Source organism: Thalassotalea mangrovi (assembly GCF_005116735.1).
Lineage (GTDB): Bacteria > Pseudomonadota > Gammaproteobacteria > Enterobacterales > Alteromonadaceae > Thalassotalea_A > Thalassotalea_A mangrovi.
In genome coordinates this window covers 60,975-81,550 of record NZ_SWDB01000009.1, presented here as the reverse complement: position 1 = coordinate 81,550, position 20,576 = coordinate 60,975, and the positions used below count along the sequence as shown (strand labels likewise).

The following is a 20,576-nucleotide window of genomic DNA, read 5'->3' as shown; positions in this document are numbered from 1 at the left end:
GTGTTGTGAAAATTGTTTTATTAGATAGTCAGATTACCAAACCTAAGCTAAATCATCGCTTTTTGATCTTTCCGAAATCGGGTAGGTGAAACCCCAAACCAGCGTTTAAAGCTGCGGCTAAATGCCGAAAATTCCGAGTAACCTAAATTCAGAGCCAGTCTTGAAAGGGATATATTTTCCGCTTTGAGCGTATTGAGCGCGATGGATTTTCGTGTATCTTCCAATACGTCACGATAGGAAAAGTTGCGGGTGGCGAGAACCCGTTCCAGTTTTTTCGGGTGCATGCCCAGGCTTTGGGCGACATTTTCTTTACTGCAATCGCCAGTCGGCAATAGAGAGTTGATGGCATGACGGACCAACATAAATTCATCGTGAGGGCGTGCCTGCTGTTGAGAAAATTGTTTATCGATAATATCCCTGACTAAGCCAACATCTTTATATGGCCGCAGTCCCAGTACACTTTTCGAGAAGATGATGCTATCCCGGGTAGTACCAAATTCTACTTCGCAGTGGATCAATTCCATAACTGCACGTTGCTCTGCTTCAGGTAGGCTTTGGCGGCAGTTAATCTTAACATCCTGCCAGACATGGCCAATCATGTCATGAATAAGCTTATATATCAGGCCGATACTGAGTTGCACCAATTGCGGATATTGGCGGTTGGCATTGACCATCACATCAAACAGTAATTCGCACTGGTCCTTATTGATTTCGACAATTTTCAACATACTGCCCTGGGCATGCATGTGGGAAAATTTTTGCGCCACTTCCAATGCCTGGCCAATGGTATCTTTTTGGGCCATATGAGCGCCGATAAGTCCAATCGTCGATAAGCCCTGGATGGCGGCCAGGCGAAAGCCGAAATACGGGGTGTTTAATTCACGAGCGCTATCTTCAAGGATGTCACCAAGATGGTGGTAAGGGATCATGGAATCCGGGTCGCGGATATTGGCTGGCAGCAGCTGCGCCCGGTTCAAAAAATGCACCGGATCAGCGCCAAATGATTGAACGAGTTCGAAGTATCCCTGCAATGAGCCAGAGCGAACATAGTAATCCATTTCCAAGTCCTTGTTGTTTATTTTATACGCCGATTACTGTCGCATTATGTCATTTTTGTGTCGTGTAATGTCAAGCCTTTATGCTGATTTTATCTCTAATATGGAATTTCATTATATAAAAAAGCAGCACGTAGATGCTGCCAATAATAAAAATTATAACAACAAGACGGAACCATATGATGACGCCACACACTTTGAAAACCAAACGAACTTTCATTAGTACCTTGGTCTTAGCGGCACTTTGTCAAACCCCTGCGTTGGCGCAGGAGGGGGAGCCAGAATCAACGAAAGCCCTGGAAAAGATCACCGTTACCTCGCAAAAGCGGGTGCAATCACTGGACGAGGTACCGATTTCAGTATCGGCAATGAACGCCGATAAAATCGAGGCCGCCGGCATCGAGCGCTTTGAAGACTTATCGGCATATATCCCGAACTTTAAGGTTGCGAAAGATTCGATTGCCGATCGGATTAATATTCGCGGTATGCAGTCGGGCAACCAGGCGGGTTTTGAGCAATCCGTCGGCAGCTTTGTCAATGGCGTATACCGGGGTCGGGGCGCGCAATCGCGCTTTTCCTTTATGGATGTTGAGCGCGTCGAAGTGCTGCGTGGCCCGCAAAGTGTTCTGTTTGGTAAGAATACCGTTGCCGGCGCCTTGAATATCACCACGGCGCGTCCGGATGAGGAATTTAATGGACGGGTTTCAATAGGTTATAACCCAACGCATGATCAAACCGAACTCAGTGGCATGCTGACCGGTTCGCTTACCGACGAGTTGCGTGCCCGGGTATTCTTATTGTCTCGAGAGATGGACGAAGGCTGGGTACATAACAATTATTATGATACCGACAACCCGGACAGCGAAGAGAATATGGGGCGTGTCACGGTCGAATGGGATGTCACCGACAACACCATGATCACCTTAATTGGCGAAGCCAGCGACTATGATTTTGGTAGTTTCCCGCATGCCATGAAAGTACCGGGGCCATTGGCGGCGTTAGGTTCTTTTTCCAGTTATACCGAAGCGTTTGTCGGAAATGCCGATCCGGTATTGGATTTTGGTTCCTCACAGAATATGGAAGGCGATTCCAGTGAACTGGTATTGATCAGCGAAACCACCCTGGATGCTGGTCAGTTGACCATTACCGCGGCGCACTCTGAGTATCAGTTTGATCGTAATCTTGATGCTGACTATTCAGGCCTTGATGGTTTGCGGTTCAGCGATAGCGAAGATTTTTCACAGGATAGTATCGAAATTCGTTTTGCCTCAAACACCGGCGGCACCTTTGAGTACATCACCGGCCTTTACTGGCAACAACAGGAGATGACGCTCGATGGCCTGTCACTGTTTAACATTCCGGTATTACAACAGGTGTTATACGGTGGTTGTGCGGGTGGTATTGGCGCCTTTGGTGGCGATGTATCTAGCATCTATGCTGGCGGCGACGTGGTAACGACCGCGGCTGGGGTGATTGCACTAGGCGGCGAGAATACGCCGGCATCGCTGGTTAATGCCTGTGGTACCGCGGCGGCCTTTGATGGCCTGCCAACCGGGGTAGGACGCTATGCACTTCTGGAGCAGGACAGCGACATGTTCGGTGTGTTTGCCCAGGGTACCTGGAACGTCAGCGAAGATTTTCGCGCGACGGTCGGCCTGCGTTATACCATGGAAGAAAAATCTGCTAACAAACACGGCTATGCAACCGACTTCATCCCGGATAATCGCACCGAGTCGACTAACCCACTGGTCATTGCCGTTTCCCAACAGGTCGGTGAGTTTGTCACCCATCACTTTACCGATTCTGATGATGGTATGACTCGGGATGAAGATACACCGACCTGGTCAGTGAATCTTCAGTACGACATCAATGACGACACCATGAGTTACGCAACGGCGAGTACCGGCTTTAAGGCGGGTGGCTATAACTCGTTTTATATGCGCAGTAACCAGCGTGGCCCAAACATTGCTGACTCTCGCGATGTTGCCTTTGAAGATGAGAATGTCCTGGCCTTTGAACTGGGTTTGAAAACCAGTTTTCTTGATGGCTCCGCCGACTTAAATGTGGCGGCGTTCCACTCGACTTTTGATGATCTTCAGGTGTCGGTGTTCAGCGGTAATACCACCTTTGAGGTGCAGAACGCGGCGGAAGCAACTTCCTATGGTCTGGAAATGGACGGTCGCTGGCGGGCAACCGAAGCACTAACCTTCTCGGGTTCAGTGGGTTTACTTAACTTTGAATACGATACGTTCGCTAATCAGGCCTGTACCAGCGATCAGTTCCTGGCTGAGCGGCAGCGTCTATTTGCCCAGGCGAATGGCGACCTGGCGAGTCAGATTGGTATCGCTATGGGCTACAGCAATGCCATGTGTGCCAACGCGGGCATTAATGATATGTCGGGTCGCACCGCCTCGAATGCACCGGATATCAGCGCGGCTTTGGCGGCTAATCATGTTGCCGAATTTGGCAGCTTTGACCTGATCACCAATGTTGATGTCAATTATCACAGTGAAGTGTATCGCGTCGACGATTTAGATCCCATCGGTAAAGAGCCTTCACAAACGTTCGTAAATGCCAGTATCACCCTTGATGCGGTAGATCAAGGTTGGTCGTTAACATTAACGGGTAAAAACCTGACCGATGTGGAGCATTTCGATTATATCAACGACGTTCCGTTATTTGCTGGCGCGCATAACTTTATGCCGTTGGCGGGCAGAAACTGGATGCTGAAGTTTAACTACGCCTTTGGTGAATAAACTCCGGTACGGACGAAAGGCATTGCCTTTCGTCCGTTGTCGTTTCATCTCTACATATTTACTGTTATGCACCCTATTTTAAAGCAGCCACTGCTGCACTTTTTACTGATTGGGCTGATCCTCAGTGCGTCCTACCTGACCTTGCAATCCGAGGCTCAGGATACGGACGGTGAGGTGATTCAGGTTAATCGCGACTCGTTATTAAGTTATATGCAATACCGCAATAAAAGCTTTAACGCCGAACGGGCCACAGAGCTGTTTGATGCGATGCCGGCCGATGAGCGTGCGCAGCTCATTAACGATTATGTGCGCGAGGAAGTGCTATTCAACGAGGCGCAAAAGCTGGGTTTGGATGCCAATGACTTTGTGATTCGCCAGCGCATGATCCAGAAAATGACCTACCTTACCCAAAGCCTGGTCGAAACCGACAAACCACTGTCTGAAAGCGACCTGCAGGAATTTTACCTGGCGCACAAAGGTCAATACGTACAATCTGGGACGCTGACCTTTACCCACATTTTTTTCGATTTCTCAACACAAAGTGATGAGCAATTACAGCAGATGCGTAACCAGCTCAATCGCGATGGTGTCAACGCCAGTGAGGCGCTGACATTGGGACAGCCGTTTTTATTTCAGCGCCATTATGCGAAACGAAATACCGATTTGATTGCCAGTCATTTCGGGCAGGATTTTATTGGCCAGTTAGACAATGCCGTTGTCGACAACCAACAATGGCAGGGGCCATTTCGTTCCAGTCATGGCTGGCACCTGGTACAGCTGCAAGCTCGCAGCGAGCAACAATACCTGCCGTTTACAGAAATTCGCGAGCGGATCATCGCTGATGCTCGTCAATATTACCTGCAACAACAGGTCGAACAGCTGATTGCCGGGGTGATTGCGGATTACCGGGTCGATAATCAGTTCGCTGAGCCACAGGCTGGGACATTGTAATGCGCGCGGCAGTCTGTATCGTCATGCTGTTGCTGATCAGTAAAGCAATGGCACACGAAGCGCGGCCGGTGGTGGTTAACCTCACTCAACAGGCACAAATACTCAAACTTGCCGTGCAGGCACCCGCCTCGTTGCCGGCTGATCAGCTTCCATCGATCACTGTTGCGGCGAGCTGTGCAGAACAACTGCCGGCAAGCTTTGAACATCGGCATGGGGTGTTCAGTTCTGAGCAATGGCTGAACTGTACGGATTCTATCGCAGGACAAGTGGTCAACATTCAATACCCGCAAGACAACCCTTCCCTGTCGACCCTAGTCAAAGTGCAGTTACGATCCGGTGAGAAATTTTCACAACTATTAAGTCCGGCGCAACTTAGCTGGCAAATCCCCGTCTCGGAGACGGTTAGCGGCATTACCTGGCAATACACCCAACTTGGCGTCGAACATATCTGGCTGGGCTGGGATCACCTACTGTTTGTCATGTGCCTGGTACTGGTTGCCGGCACGGTAAAACGTGTCGTCATCACGGTAACTGGCTTTACCTTGGGCCACTCGGTGACGTTGATTGCTGCATCACTCGGCGTTATTCAGGTTCCCGTTGCCCTGTTTGAATCTTTGATTGCCCTTTCCATCGTGTTCCTGGCGGTTGAATTGGCAAGTAGAAATGCGCATTCCTGGCTACAGCGCTTTCCACTGATTATATCGGCGGGATTTGGCTTATTGCATGGCTTAGGGTTTGCGTCCGTGCTCGCCGATATCGGCCTGCCACAGGTACAGGTTTTCTGGGGACTGCTCGCATTCAACCTTGGCATTGAACTGGGGCAATTATCGTTCGTCATTGTGGTAATGGGCTTGATGGCCCTGGGTCGCAAATTGGTAGCGATGCCGGCGGTGCAGGCAAAAGCAACGACTGCAATGGTTTACGGCATTGGTATTACATCATCGTACTGGTTTTGGCAACGAAGCCTGAATATGTTTTTAGGGAGAGAGCTTTGAAGAATTTTGTTTATTGCCTGTTGGCAGGCTCGGTATTGCTGGGGATCTCGGAAACGGCCCAGGGTCAGGAGCGACAGCTATTGTGGGGCGATACCCATTTACATACCTCCTACTCCATTGATGCCTATCTGATGGGTAATAAAGATGCGACCCCGGCGACCGCTTATCGATTTGCCAAAGGCTTACCGGTGGTGCATCCCTACAGTGGGGTGAAAGTGCAGTTACAACGACCCTTGGATTTTCTGGTGGTCAGCGATCATGGCGAGTACTTAGGCATTATCCAGAAAATCTTTGCCGGTGACCCTTTGTTAATGCAAACCGAGATTGGCCGGCGCTGGAAACAGATGCAGGAGGAAGGCAATGGCCGTGGTGCCTATTTTGAAGCCGTAGGCCATGCCAATAAAGGTAAGCCGGCAGAGGAGCTGCAGCAGGACAAAGTCCGCGCTTCGGTCTGGTCAGAAATTGTCGATGTCGCCGAGCGTTACAATGAACCCGGCACGTTTACTGCGTTTGTTGGCTGGGAGTGGAGCTCGATTACCGATGGTGCCAACCTGCATCGGGTGATTCTAAGTGATGCTAACCAGGAATCGGGCAACCAGTTTTTACCCTATTCGTTATTTGACAGCGACAGGCCAGAAGATTTGTGGAACTGGCTGGAAGCTACCAGTGAACGAACCGGTGTCGACTTTGTCGCTATTCCGCACAATTCCAATATCAGCAAAGGCCTGATGTTCCCGCTAACCGATTCTACCGGTGCCCCTATAGATGCTGACTATGCCCGCACCCGAATGCGCTGGGAGCCTGTGGTTGAAGTCACCCAGATTAAAGGCGACTCAGAAACTCATCCCGATTTATCCCCTGATGATGAATTTGCCGATTATGAGAAGTTTGAAAAAGTGATGCAGGTTGGTGATAAAGATGCGGCACCAGCAAAAGAAGACATGGCGGCAAATTATGTTCGCAGCGCCCTCAAACGAGGCCTATCGGTGGCCGAGAAAATCGATGCCAATCCCTATAAGTTCGGCTTGATTGGCTCTACCGACGCGCATACCGCTTTGTCTACTGCGACTGAATCCAACTTCTGGGGAAAAATGGCGATTGACTCCACGCCTGCCAATACCCTGGATGCCAATAAGGCGGTGATCCCGCCATCATCCACCGGTGCCGATATGAGTGCGGCTGGCAGAGCTGCGGTGTGGGCCAAGGAAAATACCCGCGAGAGCATTCTTGCCGCATTTAAGCGCAAGGAAGTATACGCCACAACCGGTCCGCGCATTCAATTGCAGGTGTTCGGTGGCTTTAATTTTCAGGCTAGCGATGCATCCCAGGCCAATTTAGCGCAAATCGGCTATCGCAAGGGTACGCCCATGGGAGGCGACATGGTGCCAGCCCCGGGCGATACGGCGCCATCATTATTGATTTCGGCGACCATGGATCCGCTTGCTGCATCCCTGGATCGGGTACAGGTGATAAAAGGCTGGGTGAACGATGATGGCCAGGCGCAAGAGAAAATCTTTAATGTTGCCTGGGCCGGTGATCGTCAATTGGATGCCGATGGCAAACTCCCTGCAATTAGCAACACCGTTAATCTGAACACCCTGCAATTTGATAACAGCAGCGGAGCGAAACGGTTGAATAAGGTTTGGACGGATCCGGAGTTTAACCCTGAGCAGCGGGCTTTTTATTATGTCCGGGTGCTGCAGATCCCAACGCCACGCCATACCTTGTATGACGCAGTAGCACTGGATGTGCAACACCCTGAGAAATATCCGGCCACGATACAAGAACGAGCATACAGTTCGCCGATATGGTATGCGCCACAATAAAAGGAATAATAATAATGAATCAAATGCAATCCGTATTATTGGAAAATGGCAAGTTAGCCGTAAACACCATAGATAAGCCTACCCCTGGCCCAGGTCAGGTTTTGGTAAAAAGCCTGGCATGTGGAATTTGTGGATCGGATTTACACATTACCCGTCATACCGACGAGGTTTACGATGTCTACAAGACACTGGGCGTCATGGATGCGTCCATCCAGGATGATCCTGGTATTTTACTGGGCCATGAATTTGTTGCCGAAGTAGTGAGCTACGGACCAGAGACAAAGCAATCCATGGCACCAGGGGCTCGAGTCACCTGTGTGCCGATCCTGATGAGCATGGGTGGTGCCGGCGTTGGCGTAACCCCAGGCCTGTATGGTGCCTATTCCGAGTACTTCCTGATCGATGAGGCACTGATGTTGCCGGTCCCTGATGGTGTGTCTTCCATTGAAGCGGCCACGACAGAGCCACTGGCCGTGGGTTTGCATGCGGTGAATCGCTCGAACATTGAAAATCAGGAAGTCGCTCTCGTTGTTGGCTGCGGCGCTATAGGTCTTGCAGCCATCGCTGCCCTGAAACTTCGTGGCGTAAAACATATCATTGCCTCCGAGCCCAGGGCATCGCGACGTCAGGTTGCGCTTGAGTTTGGTGCCACCCATGTGGTTGACCCAACTCAGGACGATGAAGTTGCCCTTGCCAGCCAGTTGGCCGATGGGCAACCGGTGGTGATCTTCGAATGTGTCGGTATTCATCAGTTAATTAATAACTATATTATGCGGGCACCAGCGAAAGCGAGAATGGTGATCACCGGCATCCATACCACTCCGACTGAGGTGAACTTTGCCTACGCAACGGTTAAAGAGATGGATATCAGCTTTTCCTATTATTACACCCCGGAAGAATTTGCCCAGTCGTTGCAGAACATCGCCGAAGGGAAAATACCGGCGCAAAAAATGTGTACCGGTAAAGTCGGTATTGATGGCGTCGCCGATACCTTTGCGACTCTTTTTAAACCCAATGATCACATCAAAGTTGTTATCGAACCCTGGCGACAGGGCGCACTGGAAATGATGAGCGAGTAAAGATGATGGAAAATGTATTTATTACTGGCGCCGGTGGTTTTATTGGTCGCCACCTGGTGGAAGCTCTTTTGGATAAAGGCGTAAAGGTAACGGCTCTCATGGTTCCTCATGAGCCGGTGCCCGAGAGTTGGGGCAATCTGGTTCACATTATCCGCGGTGATGTACGTAACTTAGTCGAAATCAGCAGGCATATTGAACCCATTGATACCCTATTTCACCTGGCAGCTATTGTCAGCGACTGGGGTGGACGTGACGAGCATGTCGATATTACCGTCCATGGTACGGAACAGGCGATAAAGCTGGCGCTAAAACACCAGGCCAGGTTCGTGGTAACAACCAGTATTGCCGCATTTGGTAGCACTTTGGGGCACGGTGAAATCGATGAAAATTCTCCTCGTGGCAGCACCTTGTCAAACTACGAGTATGTTAAACAATTGCAGGAAGATGTCACCCTATCCGCCGTCAATGAACATGGCCTGGATGCGGTCATTATTCGTCCTGCGAATGTATATGGTGTTGGCAGTGTCTGGGTTAATCGATTCGTGGAATTGCTGCGCAATAAAGAGCCGGCACTGATGGGAAGTGGCGATTGGGATGCGGGGCTAGTACATGTTAATCATGTGGTGCAGGCAATGATCCTGTCGGCAGAAAATCAGCAGCTTACTTCCGGAGAGATTTTTGTCATTGCCGATGACCCCGGCGTTACCTGGCAACAATACCTGCAGGCGTTATCTGACACCCTCGGATTGCCACAAGCGAAAAGTATCCCGAACTGGCTGGCGAAAATGCTGGCACCGGTACTGGAATTTTTTGGCCATCTGTTTAAGCAAAAAAATGCTCCGGTTGTCACTCACCTGGCTTACCGTTTAACCGGTGTCGAGAGCATTTTTAAAAATGACAAAGCGAAACAGCTGTTGGGTTATAGGCCAATGATTACGCTTGAACAAGCGATGACAGAAATTAAAAACAATCAACAATAATAACAACAAAACAGGAGATTATTATGGCATTACCAGATATGGTGAATCATCTAGATTATTTACTTTGCGTTCATACTAACGAAGAAAAACTGATCAAAAATGCCTTGCCAGGTGTGCACTTGTATCCATTGGTGCTAGATGTGGAAAACGGGTTATGGGTGTTGCGCGTGTTGTTCGAACCGGGTGTGACCCTGCCGAAGCATTTTCATACCGGTACCGTACATCTGTATACCATGAGCGGTTGCTGGCATTATGTCGAATACCCAGACGATAAGCAGGTCGCGGGTAGCTATTTATTCGAGCCCGGCGGTTCGATTCATACCTTCCACGTACCTGAGACGAATGATGGTCTAACTGATACCTTTATGGTCGTTAATGGCGCCAACATCAATTTTGATGAAGATGGTAATTTTGTAAACATCATGGATGCCGGCTGGATTGAGCAGGTTGCGCTGGCTGCTGCTAAAGAGCAAGGCATTGAGCCGAAGTACATTAAGCCACAATCAAGCTACGACTTTACCAAAAAATAAATACAAGGAGAGCATGGGCAGCGGTTCTGCCCATGCAATCAAATAAGGGGAGCGATATGCTAGAAAGACTGAATGATTTTCAAAACCTGAATGAGTATCTGCAGCATGCCATGGAAAGGTACCAGGATCTGCCTGCGTACACCTGCCTGGGACAGACATTAACCTTCGCCGAGGTTGATGAAAAAGCGAATCAACTGGCGGCCTATTACCAGTCGATTGGGTTAAAAGCTGGTGATCGTATTGTTATTCAACTACCTAATTTAATTCAATATCCGATTGCCATGTATGCGGCCCTGAAGGCCGGCCTGGTGATCGTCAATACCAACCCTTTATATACACCTGCGGAAATGCTGCATCAGTTTAATGATTCTGGCGCCGTGGCCATTGTTATCCTGTCCGATCTGTATCCAAAACTTGCGCAAATCAAGTCTCAGACCGGGATAAAGCATGTGATTACCAGCAATGCTGGCGACTTGTTAACGGGCAGCAAAGACAAACCGGATGCGGAGGCGGTTAGTTTTAATGACGCCCTTGAGTCGGGAGCGCAGCGGACAGTTATTGAGTCTAATGCCGGCATCGATGATCTTGCCGTTCTCCAATATACCGGCGGTACGACTGGCGTATCGAAAGGCGCGCAACTGACCCATAAAAACATCATTGCCAATGCCTTGCAATCGGCAGAGCGCCTTGGGGACAGCTGCCGGGAAGGTGATGGCATCTTCATTTGTCCACTGCCGCTTTACCATATTTACGCGTTTACGGTGAATATGGTGTTGCTTGCCTCTATTGGTAATCACAATGTGCTGATTCCAAATCCGCGTGATTTGGATGCCTTTATAGGTGCCATTAAAGCGTTCAAGTTTAACGGCTTTGCCGGACTGAATACCCTGTTTGTCGGCCTGTGCAGTAAGCCGGAATTTCGTGCCCTGGACTTTAGCGAGTTTCGGGTCACCTTATCCGGTGGTACGGCGCTGACTCACACTGCTGCCGATACCTGGCAATCGGTTACCGGTTGTACCATTTCTGAAGGCTATGGCTTGTCGGAAACAGCACCGGTTGTCTGCCTAAATCAACCGGGACATGAGCAAATTGGCACCGTAGGGACACCTCTCGTTGGTACCGAAGTGCAGCTATGGAGCGATGATGATCAGCCTGTCGCTGATGGTGAATCCGGCCAGGTGGTGGTTAAAGGTCCACAGGTGATGACCGGGTATTGGAACATGCCTGATGAAACGGCTCAGTGTCTTACCGCAAATGGTTATTTTAAAACCGGCGATATCGGTATCCGCCTCCCTGACGGGAAAATCCAGATCGTCGACAGACTGAAGGACTTAATTATTGTTTCCGGGTTTAATGTCTACCCGAATGAAGTCGAAGATGCCCTGGTGAAACATCCGGCAGTGATGGAAGCCGCGGTGATTGGTGAGCCTTGTGAACACAGTGGCGAGCGTGTGCATGCTTATGTGACCTTGAGGGAGCAGGCAGATAACAGTGAAATTATCGCTCATTGCCGCCAGACCCTGACGGCCTATAAGGTGCCCAAGGCAATTACGGTGATGGACGAGTTACCGAAATCGGCGGTTGGGAAGATATTGCGTCGCAGTTTGCGTAACGTTGGCTAGTATCCCAGGCAATTAGCCTGAATTTACCGCCATGAGGTTCGTGGTCGATAGCAAAAGCTCCTGATAAAACGGGAGCTTTTTTATTTAACCTTCTTAATGACGAAATGTAATGGTTGAGGGGTGCTATAGTTTAACCAATCCGTGCTTTCCAGGCGTAATGCTAAACTGCATCTATTGCATGTCGTGCTGGTTTGGTCACGTAAGACAATTTGCTATTCGTTGATATTTCCAAGGCTAAATCATGAAATCCACGTCTGTTCTTGTTCTTCTCAGTATGTTTTTGATGTCCGGAGAAATGCAGGCACAGGAACGTAACGTTAAATCCAATGACGAAAAGCTCGCCGATGATCCCACCAAAGTCATCACCAAATTCGGGCTGTCCTACGCCAATAATTACGATTTTAATGACAGTAACTTTTCTATTTCCGGCTCGTTTGCGTTCGATCAGGCGCGCAAGATTAACGCCCGGGTGAATGGCGACGGCAGTGAGTGGCGCATCGGTGGTTCCTGGTTGTTCCCGTTCAGTATTATCAACTTTAATTTTGGTAAAAATGAATATGCCAATGGTGGCAATCAGACCAATTACAGCATTGGTACCTTTATGCCGTTAAGTCATTTTGGTATCGAGCCGGCGGGCTTCCAGATATTTCCCATGGCAGGCTACACCTATAATGATGGTGAAGCACCAGTATGCGTTGAAGGTCGGTGTAGCAGTGAAGACATAACCATTGAGGTGACACCGGAAAATGGCTTTAAGATGGTGCAATCAAAAGGCGGCAGTGGTTATTTAGGTGCATTCGCGCTTAAACCGTTGCAAGCTCACTGGACCTTGATGACGGTGGTGAACTTTAGCTATGGTTCAGAAAACGCCGAAGGCGAAAACTACAAAGGCTGGTTTGGTGGCGTTGGTGCCAGTTTTGCCCCGAATACTAACCATTCATTCAGCGCCTTTACCTTCCTGATGAACAATAACACGTATCTCGACGAAGCGGATAAGCGACTGATTCTGTCCTATACCTATCAGTTTGATTGAGCGATTTTTAATAAAAGTCTCTGCTTTCTCCCTACATAATGGTCTTGATCAAACCGCCTTCAGTTTTAATGCTGGCGCCATTTATCGCTGCGCTTAATGGTGAAGCGATAAAGGTAACAACACTGGCGATTTCTTCCGGTTTAATAAAGCGTTGTAGCAAGGAATCAGGCTCTGTTTCCTGAAAAAAATCGGCAACGAATTCGGCTTCAGTTTTATTCTGCACCTTGGCGCTTTCTTTGAGCCAGGCTTCAACTCCTTCGGTTAAGGTTGGTCCAGGCAATACGGTGTTGACGGTGAGATCCTTACCACTGCCCTTGGTTAAATTTGCCAGGCCACGACCAATCACCATTTGTGCGCCCTTGGTCATCGAGTAATGCACCATGCTTTCCAGGCCCCTGGCACCGGCTTCACTGGCAATGTTTATAATGCGTCCAAACGATTGCTGCTGCATTTTGGGAAAATAATGACGACACAGGCGTACTGTGCTCATGATGTTGCAGTCGAAAAACTGCTGCCAGTCACTATCTTCAATATCAGCAAATGGTTTGGGACTGAAAATCCCCATGTTATTGACCAGCACATCGAGGTTGCCAATGGCATCAATTTCGGCGCAGATGCGCTGACAGTCTTCCGGCTTTGATAAATCACCAGTGACCGCATGGACTTCGCCTTTTGCGGACAGGGTTTTGACTAAATCCGATAAATCCCGGCGTCCATTAACGATTACCCTGGCACCTTCCTCGAGCATATGTTCGGCAATCGACTTGCCGATCCCCTGACTCGAACCACTGATAAATACGAGCTTGTTGTTAAGTTGAAGATCCATAGGAAAGGCCTGATTAAACGCGACTATAAAAGTCAAAAGTATAGTCGTGAAAGGTGACAAGTCGAACTTAAGCTCTCCTGGGTGACAGAGCCGAATTTGAACAGCGAATTCGGCTCACTGACTAACGCCATAAACAACACGGCGTTAGGTGACAGCATGAAATTAGAATTTCACGCTGCTGACAATGCTGCAAAAGACGTTCATTAGATTTGTACTTCAACCCGTCATTCCGCACTTGATACGGAATCTAAACAACGAGATACCGGCCTTCGCCAAATTGTCATTTCCTGCTACGACAGGAAATCTTAGCCAACAATTTAAGATCCCCATTTTCATGGGGATGACGATGTTAGAAGGGGCAGCCCACCACCCAGTTTGCAGAAATGTGCGGTAGCCTCGTACTTCAGCCCGTCATTCCGGACCTCGATCCGGAATCTAAACGACGAGATACCGGGCTACCCCGGTATGACAAAAGGAAGGCCCCTCGTTGTCACCAAAAATAGAATCGTAATTATGTTCCAGACAATTCCGACATACCGGTCATCCATGACCATAACCGACGTTAGTCTGTCACCCAAAATGCGACATCGAGAGCATTTTCTCCACTTAAAAATGAATTCTGTATGGTGTTAATTCATTTTTATCCACCAGCGCAGCTTACCTCTATAACAGTAGCGAAACGTCTAGTTTCGCTACTTAACTCCTTTTTTTCTTTACCCTTTCCTGTTACTATCGCTGCCGAACCAAGGGGTGCAATGTGACATCACATTGCTGAGAACATAACCCTTATTACCTGAAACGGATAATGCCGGCGTAGGGATGGTTGAAGACACGTTGCTTGCCTGAATACCGCAAGCGAGGTGTGTCTGCCGCTTTCATGCACCGGTGATGATGTAGAGATAGTTATGACATTTACTCAATCACCAATTTCTTTCGCGATGCTGTCAATCGCCACCTCTTTTTCTGCATTTGCAGAATCGCAATCGTCCCAGGATAGCCAGGAACAGGCCATCGAGGTGACGGAAACCATCACGGTACAATCGGATTTTCGTGAAGAAACCCTACAAACCATTCCTTCTTCGTTGACCATAATGTCGGCGGCCGATATGGATACCCGCAATGCACAAAACCTGGAAGAGCTCACCGGTGCCGTTGCCAATGTAAACTTTGCTGCGGGTTCGCAGCGAGCCCGCTATTATCAGGTACGAGGCATCGGTGAACGTAGTCAGTATCAGGAAGTGATTAACCCGTCTGTTGGGATAGTCATGGATGATATCGACCTGGCGGGTATTGGCGGTATCGCATCAACGTTTGATATCGGGCAGGTGGAGTTTTTTAAAGGGCCACAGGGTTCACGTTTTGGTGCTAATGCGTTAGCCGGATTAATTTACCTGCAGTCGAATGCGCCCACCGACGAGTTTGAAGGTCGGGTGCGATTATCCGCGGCTAATTACGACAGTTTCAGTACCGGCCTGGTGCTATCCGGCCCTGCAACGGACCGCGTAAACTATCGATTAGTTGCGGAGAAAAATGTCAGCGATGGCTTTATGGAAAACCGCATTGTTGACGCTGACGGCCGTGAATTAAACCGTGATGACACCAATAACCGTGACGAGCTGACGTTACGCGGTAAACTGGCGATTGCCGCGACTGATAACCTGGATGTGGATATCACCCTAATTCATGCGGATTTCGATAATGGTTATGATGGATTCTCGTTAGATAACAGCCGCGAGACATTTTCCGATCAACCGGGTTTTGATCAGCAACAAACCACCGCGGCTAGTGTGAAATTTACCTATACCGGCCAGGACGCCTTTGATCTGATCACCATTGTTACCCACGCTAATTCCGATTTGGCCTACGGTTATGACGAAGACTGGAGTTATGTTGGTTTGCATCCATGGGAGTATTCATCCACCGATCATTACTTGCGCGATCGACAAAACTCAACATTAGAGCTGCGTTTGGTTTCCAAACCGGAACAACGTATTTTTACTGATACTACGGATTGGGTCATTGGCGTTTATGGCAAAAATGACCAGGAAGATTTAACCCGTCAGTACACCTATTTAGCTTCCGATTTCACTTCGTCATTTGACGCACAAAACCTGGCGATATTTGCAGAGCTGCAAACCCATCTTTCTGATGCGTTAACCTTAACCACCGGGCTTCGCATTGAGCAACGCGATATCGACTACGTTAATTCCGACGGCCTGGATTACCAGCCGGAAGATACGATGCTTGGCGGTAAGCTGCTATTGGCCTATCAGTTAAGCGATGCGGCGATGACCTATGCGTCTATCAATCGCGGCTACAAAGCTGGCAGTGTTAATAGTAATGGCACCCTGTCGGATGAATTGCGAGCATTCGACCCGGAATATTTGTGGAATTATGAGTTAGGGTTTAAAACCTCGTTACTGGACAACCGCGCCGTTTTTCGAGCCGCAGTGTTTTACATGACCCGCGATGATATTCAGATCAGCAGTTATCATTTAGATGAGCGTGCAGATGGTAGCAGCGAATTCATCAGTTTTTGGGATAATGCGGCAACAGGCAATAACGCTGGTGTTGAAGTCGAGTTTTTATGGGATATCAGTGACTCGTTAAATATCTATACTAGCCTGGGCTTGTTGAATACCGAGTTTTCCGGCTTTACTTATGGCGATGGTACGAAGGAGACCGGTCGTGACCAGGCCCATGCGCCAAACTATCAGTTCAACGCCGGCGCAAATTATTATATTACTGATCGTTGGTTACTGAACGTAAATGTCGAAGGCAAAGATGAGTTTTACTTCTCTGACAGCCATATCGAAAAATCCGATAGTGTTGTGTTGTGGGCTTCGTCATTGAGTTACCAGGCCGATAACTGGCGGGTAAAACTATGGGGGCGTAATGTCTTTGATGAGCTATATGCCACCCGAGGTTTTTACTTTGGTAATGATCCGCGTGATGGCTATGAAGCTAAGCCTTACTATCAATTTGGTGAGCCAGCGCGCATTGGATTGACCTTCGACTACAACTTTTAACGGACAACATCAGTCGCCAGTTAACGCTGGTGGCCAAGTGAGGCAATATGCAGGTATCTATTGAAATCAGTTTGTATCCATTAGCAGAACAGACTTACAAATCACAGATCTGGGGCTTTATTGATAACCTAAAGGCCATCGATGGCTTGGCGGTGGTCACCAACGGCATGAGCACCCAGGTATTTGGTGACTATGACCTGGCAACGAGCACAGTGATGGCAGAGATTAAAAAAGTGCACCAGGCCCTTGGAGCGGCGGTATTTGTCTGTAAATTTATCGCTGGCGACCGCCAACGAGTGGAAGCACGGAATTAATATCGGCCATGGTTGAACATTTCACCACCCTGCCATTTTGGGAAATAGTCGCGGTAATAACGGCATTACTGTATGTGGTGCTGGCGGCAAGGGGGAATATCTGGTGTTGGCCAGCGGCCCTGATCAGTACCCTGATATACACGGTTATTTTTTACGATGTTTACCTTTGGATGGATGGGTTACTGCAGGTCTATTATTTTGCGATGGCGCTGTATGGCTGGTATGTCTGGCAACAGCGGCCTGTGAATGAGGATATTGGTAAGAGTATTGTACGCTGGCGTGGCATGTCCCATGTTAATGCTATTGCCATTCTCGCCGTGTTATCCATTTTACTCGGCTGGGTGATGGATAACTTTACGCCCACGGATTTTCCATACTTAGACTCGGCAACGACGGTATTTGCGGTGTTTGCTACCTACCTGGTGGCGCAAAAGGTACTGGAAAACTGGCTTTACTGGGTAGCAATAGATTTACTATCTATCTATATCTACATCGAAAAATCGCTACAGCCGACGGCATTTTTATTTGCTATCTATGTAATTATCGCCATCTATGGCTACCTCAACTGGTCTGCCCGCTATAAGCAGCATCAACCTTTAACGGCGATATCTTAATTGCTTGGATACTGATGCAGATGGCTAACGGAAGAATTTCGCAACTGCTAAACCTGCCCTGCTTCGCCGGTCAGGATTGTCAGGCAGAGCCATTCATCGGCAGCGGTAATCATGACTGTTATCTGGTGAAGGTGGCTACAGGCTCGCAATGTTGGTTCGCTAAACATCTTGGTATTACCAATGGAGCCGACAACTCTGCTGCCAACAAAGCGGTGTATCCGCAGTTGGAAAGCCTTTCGCCAGTGCCTTTTTATCAGGATGAAAACTGGCTGATTCTGCCATTTATTGATGGTACTAACATACTCGATTGGGACATCTTAGTATCGGATAAAATCAAACTCGCTGTGCCATTAATGGCCAAGCTGCATGAGCGCGTTAATGCAGAGCTGCCTGAGCTAAGCTTGCAGGCCCAGTTTGCCGAGCTATTGGATACGGTGGATATCCCCGCATCGAAAACCGAATCATTGCGTCGCCAGATTGATAAATTTCTCCCAAAAACCCATGCAGAACAGCCACACGTTGTATGTCATGGCGATTTGAATTTTGCCAATATCATCATTGATAGAGAGGAAAAAGCCTGGCTGCTGGATCTTGAATATCTGTGCCGGGCGCCAAGGGAATACGACATCGCCATGTTTATGGCGATCAATGCTTTGTCACCGGATAAATGGCGCTCTACTGTCATTGACCATTATCAGACGGCCGCGAATGTCGATGTGAATCAACATTTAATCGATATCTATCTGCCTTGTTGCTTGTTACTCAATGGCCTCTGGTATGCCAGCCGAGGACGACAACATCCTGAATTTCGGCAAAAAGCCAGTTGGCAATTACAGCAATTTCGTTTGGTTACCGGGCATTCGTTGTCAGCAGAACTGATCCGGTAATTGCCAGGCTGGTATAAGGCTTAGCTTCTCGTCACCAAACCCGTTAATTCACACAAATGCTATTTTCTGCCTTACTTATTCGAAGTGCATAATATTGGCTGCAATTACCGCAGCAACTGAGTTGCTGAGAAACAATTGCTTGCAATTTATCGGCACGAAACTCGCCGTCCGACATCGTATTTGAACTATTATTGAAAAGTTACCGTATTTTTTATCGCAGACCGGTCATTCCGGATCGTTCTGACAAGGCTGTAAAGAGAGGTACTTATGGATTTGTTTATTGAATCACTAGAAGGTAACACTTATCTCGTGGAAATCGGTGACGGTGGCAAGCGCTCCGTCGTGACTGACGAACAGCAACAACCGTTAAAATTTAATTCGCTCGGCGATATTAAAGAACATTTCAATGAACATTTCTTAAATGAAGTCTGGCTGGAACAATGCACGCCTTACGAAGAAATGTGTGGATTGGTAAGCTCGGGGGATAAACTCCGGATCCGCCTCAATTGGTAATCTTATTGGATAATTGAAAAAGCGACCCGGATGGTCGCTTTTCTTTTATGGGCCGTTGTTAGCAACATTCAATCTGGCTAAACAATCCCAATAAATGGTATCTGTAGTGACTTTCTTCATATTTAAGCATAAGTTGCAGCCATTTCGCTGATCAAAAGAAAGTAACCCGTTAATTCATTGCCTACCCTATTGACCGTTTTTCCTGTGCCATAAGTACCAGCTGTAAATCACCGGGATCAGCGCTGGGGGTAATATGAGTCCGAGCATCAGGTAGCCTAAGTGCTGCTCTGCCAGGGCGAATGAGATTAACAGGCCGATGACACCAGCGAGCATAAACAGGCGTCCGCCAAGATGATGAGTTCTGCGCCAGTTTTCGTCACTGGATAAGGTCCAGGGCGTACGAATGCCAATAAAGAAATTGCTGCGGGTCTTGGAAAGGAAATTGCCAATGATGATAAATAACATAAATATCGCAATCATCAACAGGCGTAGTACCGGTACTTCATAACCCATGCCCAGACCAATGTTCGCCGCAGCCATTAACGCCATCAGCAAGGTTACTGCCAGACCAATCCAGCCCTTGGCTTTTTCTGATTCCTGCAGGTTTTCCTGGCGGGGCTCAAAATGCTTTAAAAAGGTCAACAACAGTAGCAGCCCCAGCATGATCGCTGGCGGGTAGATCAGGGCTACCGTTAACGAGCCGAATCGATCCGGTTCACCATGAATATTCCAGTGTTGTGGAATTTGCATGTCGCCTGGTAACAGCCACAGGCCAGTCAGGCATGCTGCCAGCGTTATTGCAAACACCACCCAGGCACTTCGCATCGCAGTCATAATCTTTTTTCCTTGTTAAACAATGAATAAAGCTGGTTCAGGAGATCTTCAACGACACTGGTCTTGAGACTGTAAATGATGGTAGTGCCTTGCCGCTGGGTCGCTACTAAGTCTGCAGATTTCAGTACATTCAGGTGTCCGGACAAGGTTGACTTGCCAATGTTTAATTGCTCGGCAATCTCCCCTGCACTGAGATCGCCTTGTTTTAACAGGGCAAGAATATCCCGGCGAGCGGCACTGGAAAGTGCCTGGTAAACGTCTGCCACCACAACTCCTGATTAATATTTGAACTCCTTAATTCGTAATTTAGTGAAATACCGAAATAAAAGCAAGTTTAGCCAGGATAGCCAGTTTATCAGAGCTTGCGCAGAACTTCGTTCAGCTCGTAATTACGATCGCAAATGATGGTTTCCAGATGCGCAATGCGCTGTTTTAATGCTGAAATTTCATCATCTTTTGCCTGCTGCTTTGTACTTTGGCCAATTTCAGCCTCAAAACCATATCCGTTGATATCCCAATCTGCCGATAAGAGTTTATAGATATGCTTGAGTTGGGGATGATTTTTGCTGCGAGCCTGGCCATAGCTGCACGCTGCTATAAACAGCCAGATGCCGATAAATGCAAGAATAAATTCAGTCATTGTCTCTCTCCGTTCAGTTGTCTTATCTACATAGTCACGATGGCGTGAGATTTCTTACAGAAAATTTCTAGCAGGAGACTACTGTTGGCATT

The 20,576-nt window shown here is 48.3% G+C and carries 19 protein-coding genes and 1 riboswitch; of the genes, 14 read left to right on the top strand and 5 right to left on the bottom strand.

Features of this window, described 5'->3' with window-relative positions; genetic code table 11:
- Window positions 1–47: 47 nt before the first annotated feature.
- The gene (locus tag E8M12_RS04535; RefSeq protein WP_136734901.1) at window positions 48–1,058 is read right to left on the bottom strand and encodes an AraC family transcriptional regulator; all 1,011 of its coding nucleotides are present in this window, start codon (window positions 1,056–1,058) and stop codon (window positions 48–50) included.
- 176 nt (window positions 1,059–1,234) lie between these two features.
- Between E8M12_RS04535 and E8M12_RS04530 the strand changes: the two genes are divergently transcribed.
- The 9 genes from E8M12_RS04530 to E8M12_RS04490 all read left to right on the top strand — a co-directional run bounded on the left by E8M12_RS04530 (window position 1,235) and on the right by E8M12_RS04490 (window position 12,827).
- Complete coding sequence (locus tag E8M12_RS04530; RefSeq protein ID WP_169303035.1) at window positions 1,235–3,811, top strand: TonB-dependent receptor; 2,577 nt, start codon at window positions 1,235–1,237, stop codon at window positions 3,809–3,811.
- A 66-nt stretch (window positions 3,812–3,877) separates the two neighbouring features.
- Window positions 3,878–4,762: a peptidyl-prolyl cis-trans isomerase gene (locus E8M12_RS04525; RefSeq protein WP_136734899.1), complete on the top strand. Its 885-nt coding sequence runs from the start codon at window positions 3,878–3,880 to the stop codon at window positions 4,760–4,762.
- Window positions 4,762–5,757 carry a HupE/UreJ family protein gene (locus E8M12_RS04520; protein ID WP_136734898.1) on the top strand — a complete coding sequence of 332 codons (996 nt, stop codon included), beginning with the start codon at window positions 4,762–4,764 and terminating at the stop codon, window positions 5,755–5,757. The genes E8M12_RS04525 and E8M12_RS04520 overlap by 1 nt, the downstream gene beginning before the upstream one ends.
- On the top strand, window positions 5,754–7,583 hold the full coding sequence (locus tag E8M12_RS04515; protein WP_211244982.1) for a DUF3604 domain-containing protein: 1,830 nt from the start codon (window positions 5,754–5,756) through the stop codon (window positions 7,581–7,583). The genes E8M12_RS04520 and E8M12_RS04515 overlap by 4 nt, the downstream gene beginning before the upstream one ends.
- Before the next feature lie 14 nt (window positions 7,584–7,597).
- A complete protein-coding gene (locus tag E8M12_RS04510) occupies window positions 7,598–8,662 on the top strand; it encodes a zinc-binding dehydrogenase (protein ID WP_136734897.1) in 1,065 nt (354 codons plus the stop codon).
- Window positions 8,663–8,664: 2 nt separating this feature from the next.
- Window positions 8,665–9,642, top strand: coding sequence for an NAD-dependent epimerase/dehydratase family protein (locus E8M12_RS04505; protein ID WP_136734896.1), 978 nt, complete (start codon window positions 8,665–8,667; stop codon window positions 9,640–9,642).
- 23 nt (window positions 9,643–9,665) lie between these two features.
- The gene (locus E8M12_RS04500; RefSeq protein ID WP_136734895.1) at window positions 9,666–10,172 is read left to right on the top strand and encodes a 2,4'-dihydroxyacetophenone dioxygenase family protein; all 507 of its coding nucleotides are present in this window, start codon (window positions 9,666–9,668) and stop codon (window positions 10,170–10,172) included.
- 56 nt (window positions 10,173–10,228) lie between these two features.
- Window positions 10,229–11,794 (top strand): AMP-binding protein, encoded by a 1,566-nt coding sequence (locus E8M12_RS04495; RefSeq protein ID WP_136734894.1) that lies wholly within the window; start codon window positions 10,229–10,231, stop codon window positions 11,792–11,794.
- A gap of 241 nt (window positions 11,795–12,035) precedes the next feature.
- Window positions 12,036–12,827: a hypothetical protein gene (locus E8M12_RS04490; protein WP_136734893.1), complete on the top strand. Its 792-nt coding sequence runs from the start codon at window positions 12,036–12,038 to the stop codon at window positions 12,825–12,827.
- Between the two features lie 31 nt (window positions 12,828–12,858).
- Here the strand turns inward: E8M12_RS04490 and E8M12_RS04485 are convergent, their stop codons facing one another.
- Entirely contained in the window at window positions 12,859–13,653 is a 795-nt protein-coding gene (locus tag E8M12_RS04485; RefSeq protein ID WP_136734892.1) for an SDR family NAD(P)-dependent oxidoreductase, read from the bottom strand.
- Between the two features lie 736 nt (window positions 13,654–14,389).
- Window positions 14,390–14,490, top strand: a riboswitch (TPP riboswitch).
- A 68-nt stretch (window positions 14,491–14,558) separates the two neighbouring features.
- Here E8M12_RS04485 and E8M12_RS04480 point away from each other — a divergent pair.
- The 5 genes from E8M12_RS04480 to E8M12_RS04460 all read left to right on the top strand — a co-directional run bounded on the left by E8M12_RS04480 (window position 14,559) and on the right by E8M12_RS04460 (window position 19,010).
- Window positions 14,559–16,682, top strand: a complete 2,124-nt coding sequence (locus E8M12_RS04480) for a TonB-dependent receptor (RefSeq protein WP_136734891.1) — start codon at window positions 14,559–14,561, stop codon at window positions 16,680–16,682.
- Between the two features lie 47 nt (window positions 16,683–16,729).
- Window positions 16,730–16,996, top strand: coding sequence for a hypothetical protein (locus tag E8M12_RS04475; RefSeq protein ID WP_136734890.1), 267 nt, complete (start codon window positions 16,730–16,732; stop codon window positions 16,994–16,996).
- An 8-nt stretch (window positions 16,997–17,004) separates the two neighbouring features.
- Window positions 17,005–17,610: a nicotinamide riboside transporter PnuC gene (gene pnuC, locus E8M12_RS04470; protein WP_136734889.1), complete on the top strand. Its 606-nt coding sequence runs from the start codon at window positions 17,005–17,007 to the stop codon at window positions 17,608–17,610.
- Window positions 17,611–17,630: 20 nt separating this feature from the next.
- On the top strand, window positions 17,631–18,497 hold the full coding sequence (locus tag E8M12_RS04465) for a phosphotransferase (protein ID WP_169303034.1): 867 nt from the start codon (window positions 17,631–17,633) through the stop codon (window positions 18,495–18,497).
- Between the two features lie 267 nt (window positions 18,498–18,764).
- A complete protein-coding gene (locus E8M12_RS04460) occupies window positions 18,765–19,010 on the top strand; it encodes a DUF6482 family protein (protein ID WP_136734887.1) in 246 nt (81 codons plus the stop codon).
- Between the two features lie 186 nt (window positions 19,011–19,196).
- On the opposite strand, the gene E8M12_RS04455 is transcribed toward E8M12_RS04460, so the two are convergent.
- From E8M12_RS04455 to E8M12_RS04445, 3 genes are all read right to left on the bottom strand, one after another.
- Window positions 19,197–19,844 carry an SdpI family protein gene (locus E8M12_RS04455; protein WP_136734886.1) on the bottom strand — a complete coding sequence of 216 codons (648 nt, stop codon included), beginning with the start codon at window positions 19,842–19,844 and terminating at the stop codon, window positions 19,197–19,199.
- Window positions 19,841–20,110, bottom strand: coding sequence for an autorepressor SdpR family transcription factor (locus E8M12_RS04450; RefSeq protein WP_136734885.1), 270 nt, complete (start codon window positions 20,108–20,110; stop codon window positions 19,841–19,843). The genes E8M12_RS04455 and E8M12_RS04450 overlap by 4 nt, the downstream gene beginning before the upstream one ends.
- A gap of 89 nt (window positions 20,111–20,199) precedes the next feature.
- Window positions 20,200–20,484 carry a hypothetical protein gene (locus E8M12_RS04445; protein ID WP_136734884.1) on the bottom strand — a complete coding sequence of 95 codons (285 nt, stop codon included), beginning with the start codon at window positions 20,482–20,484 and terminating at the stop codon, window positions 20,200–20,202.
- Window positions 20,485–20,576: the final 92 nt, after the last annotated feature.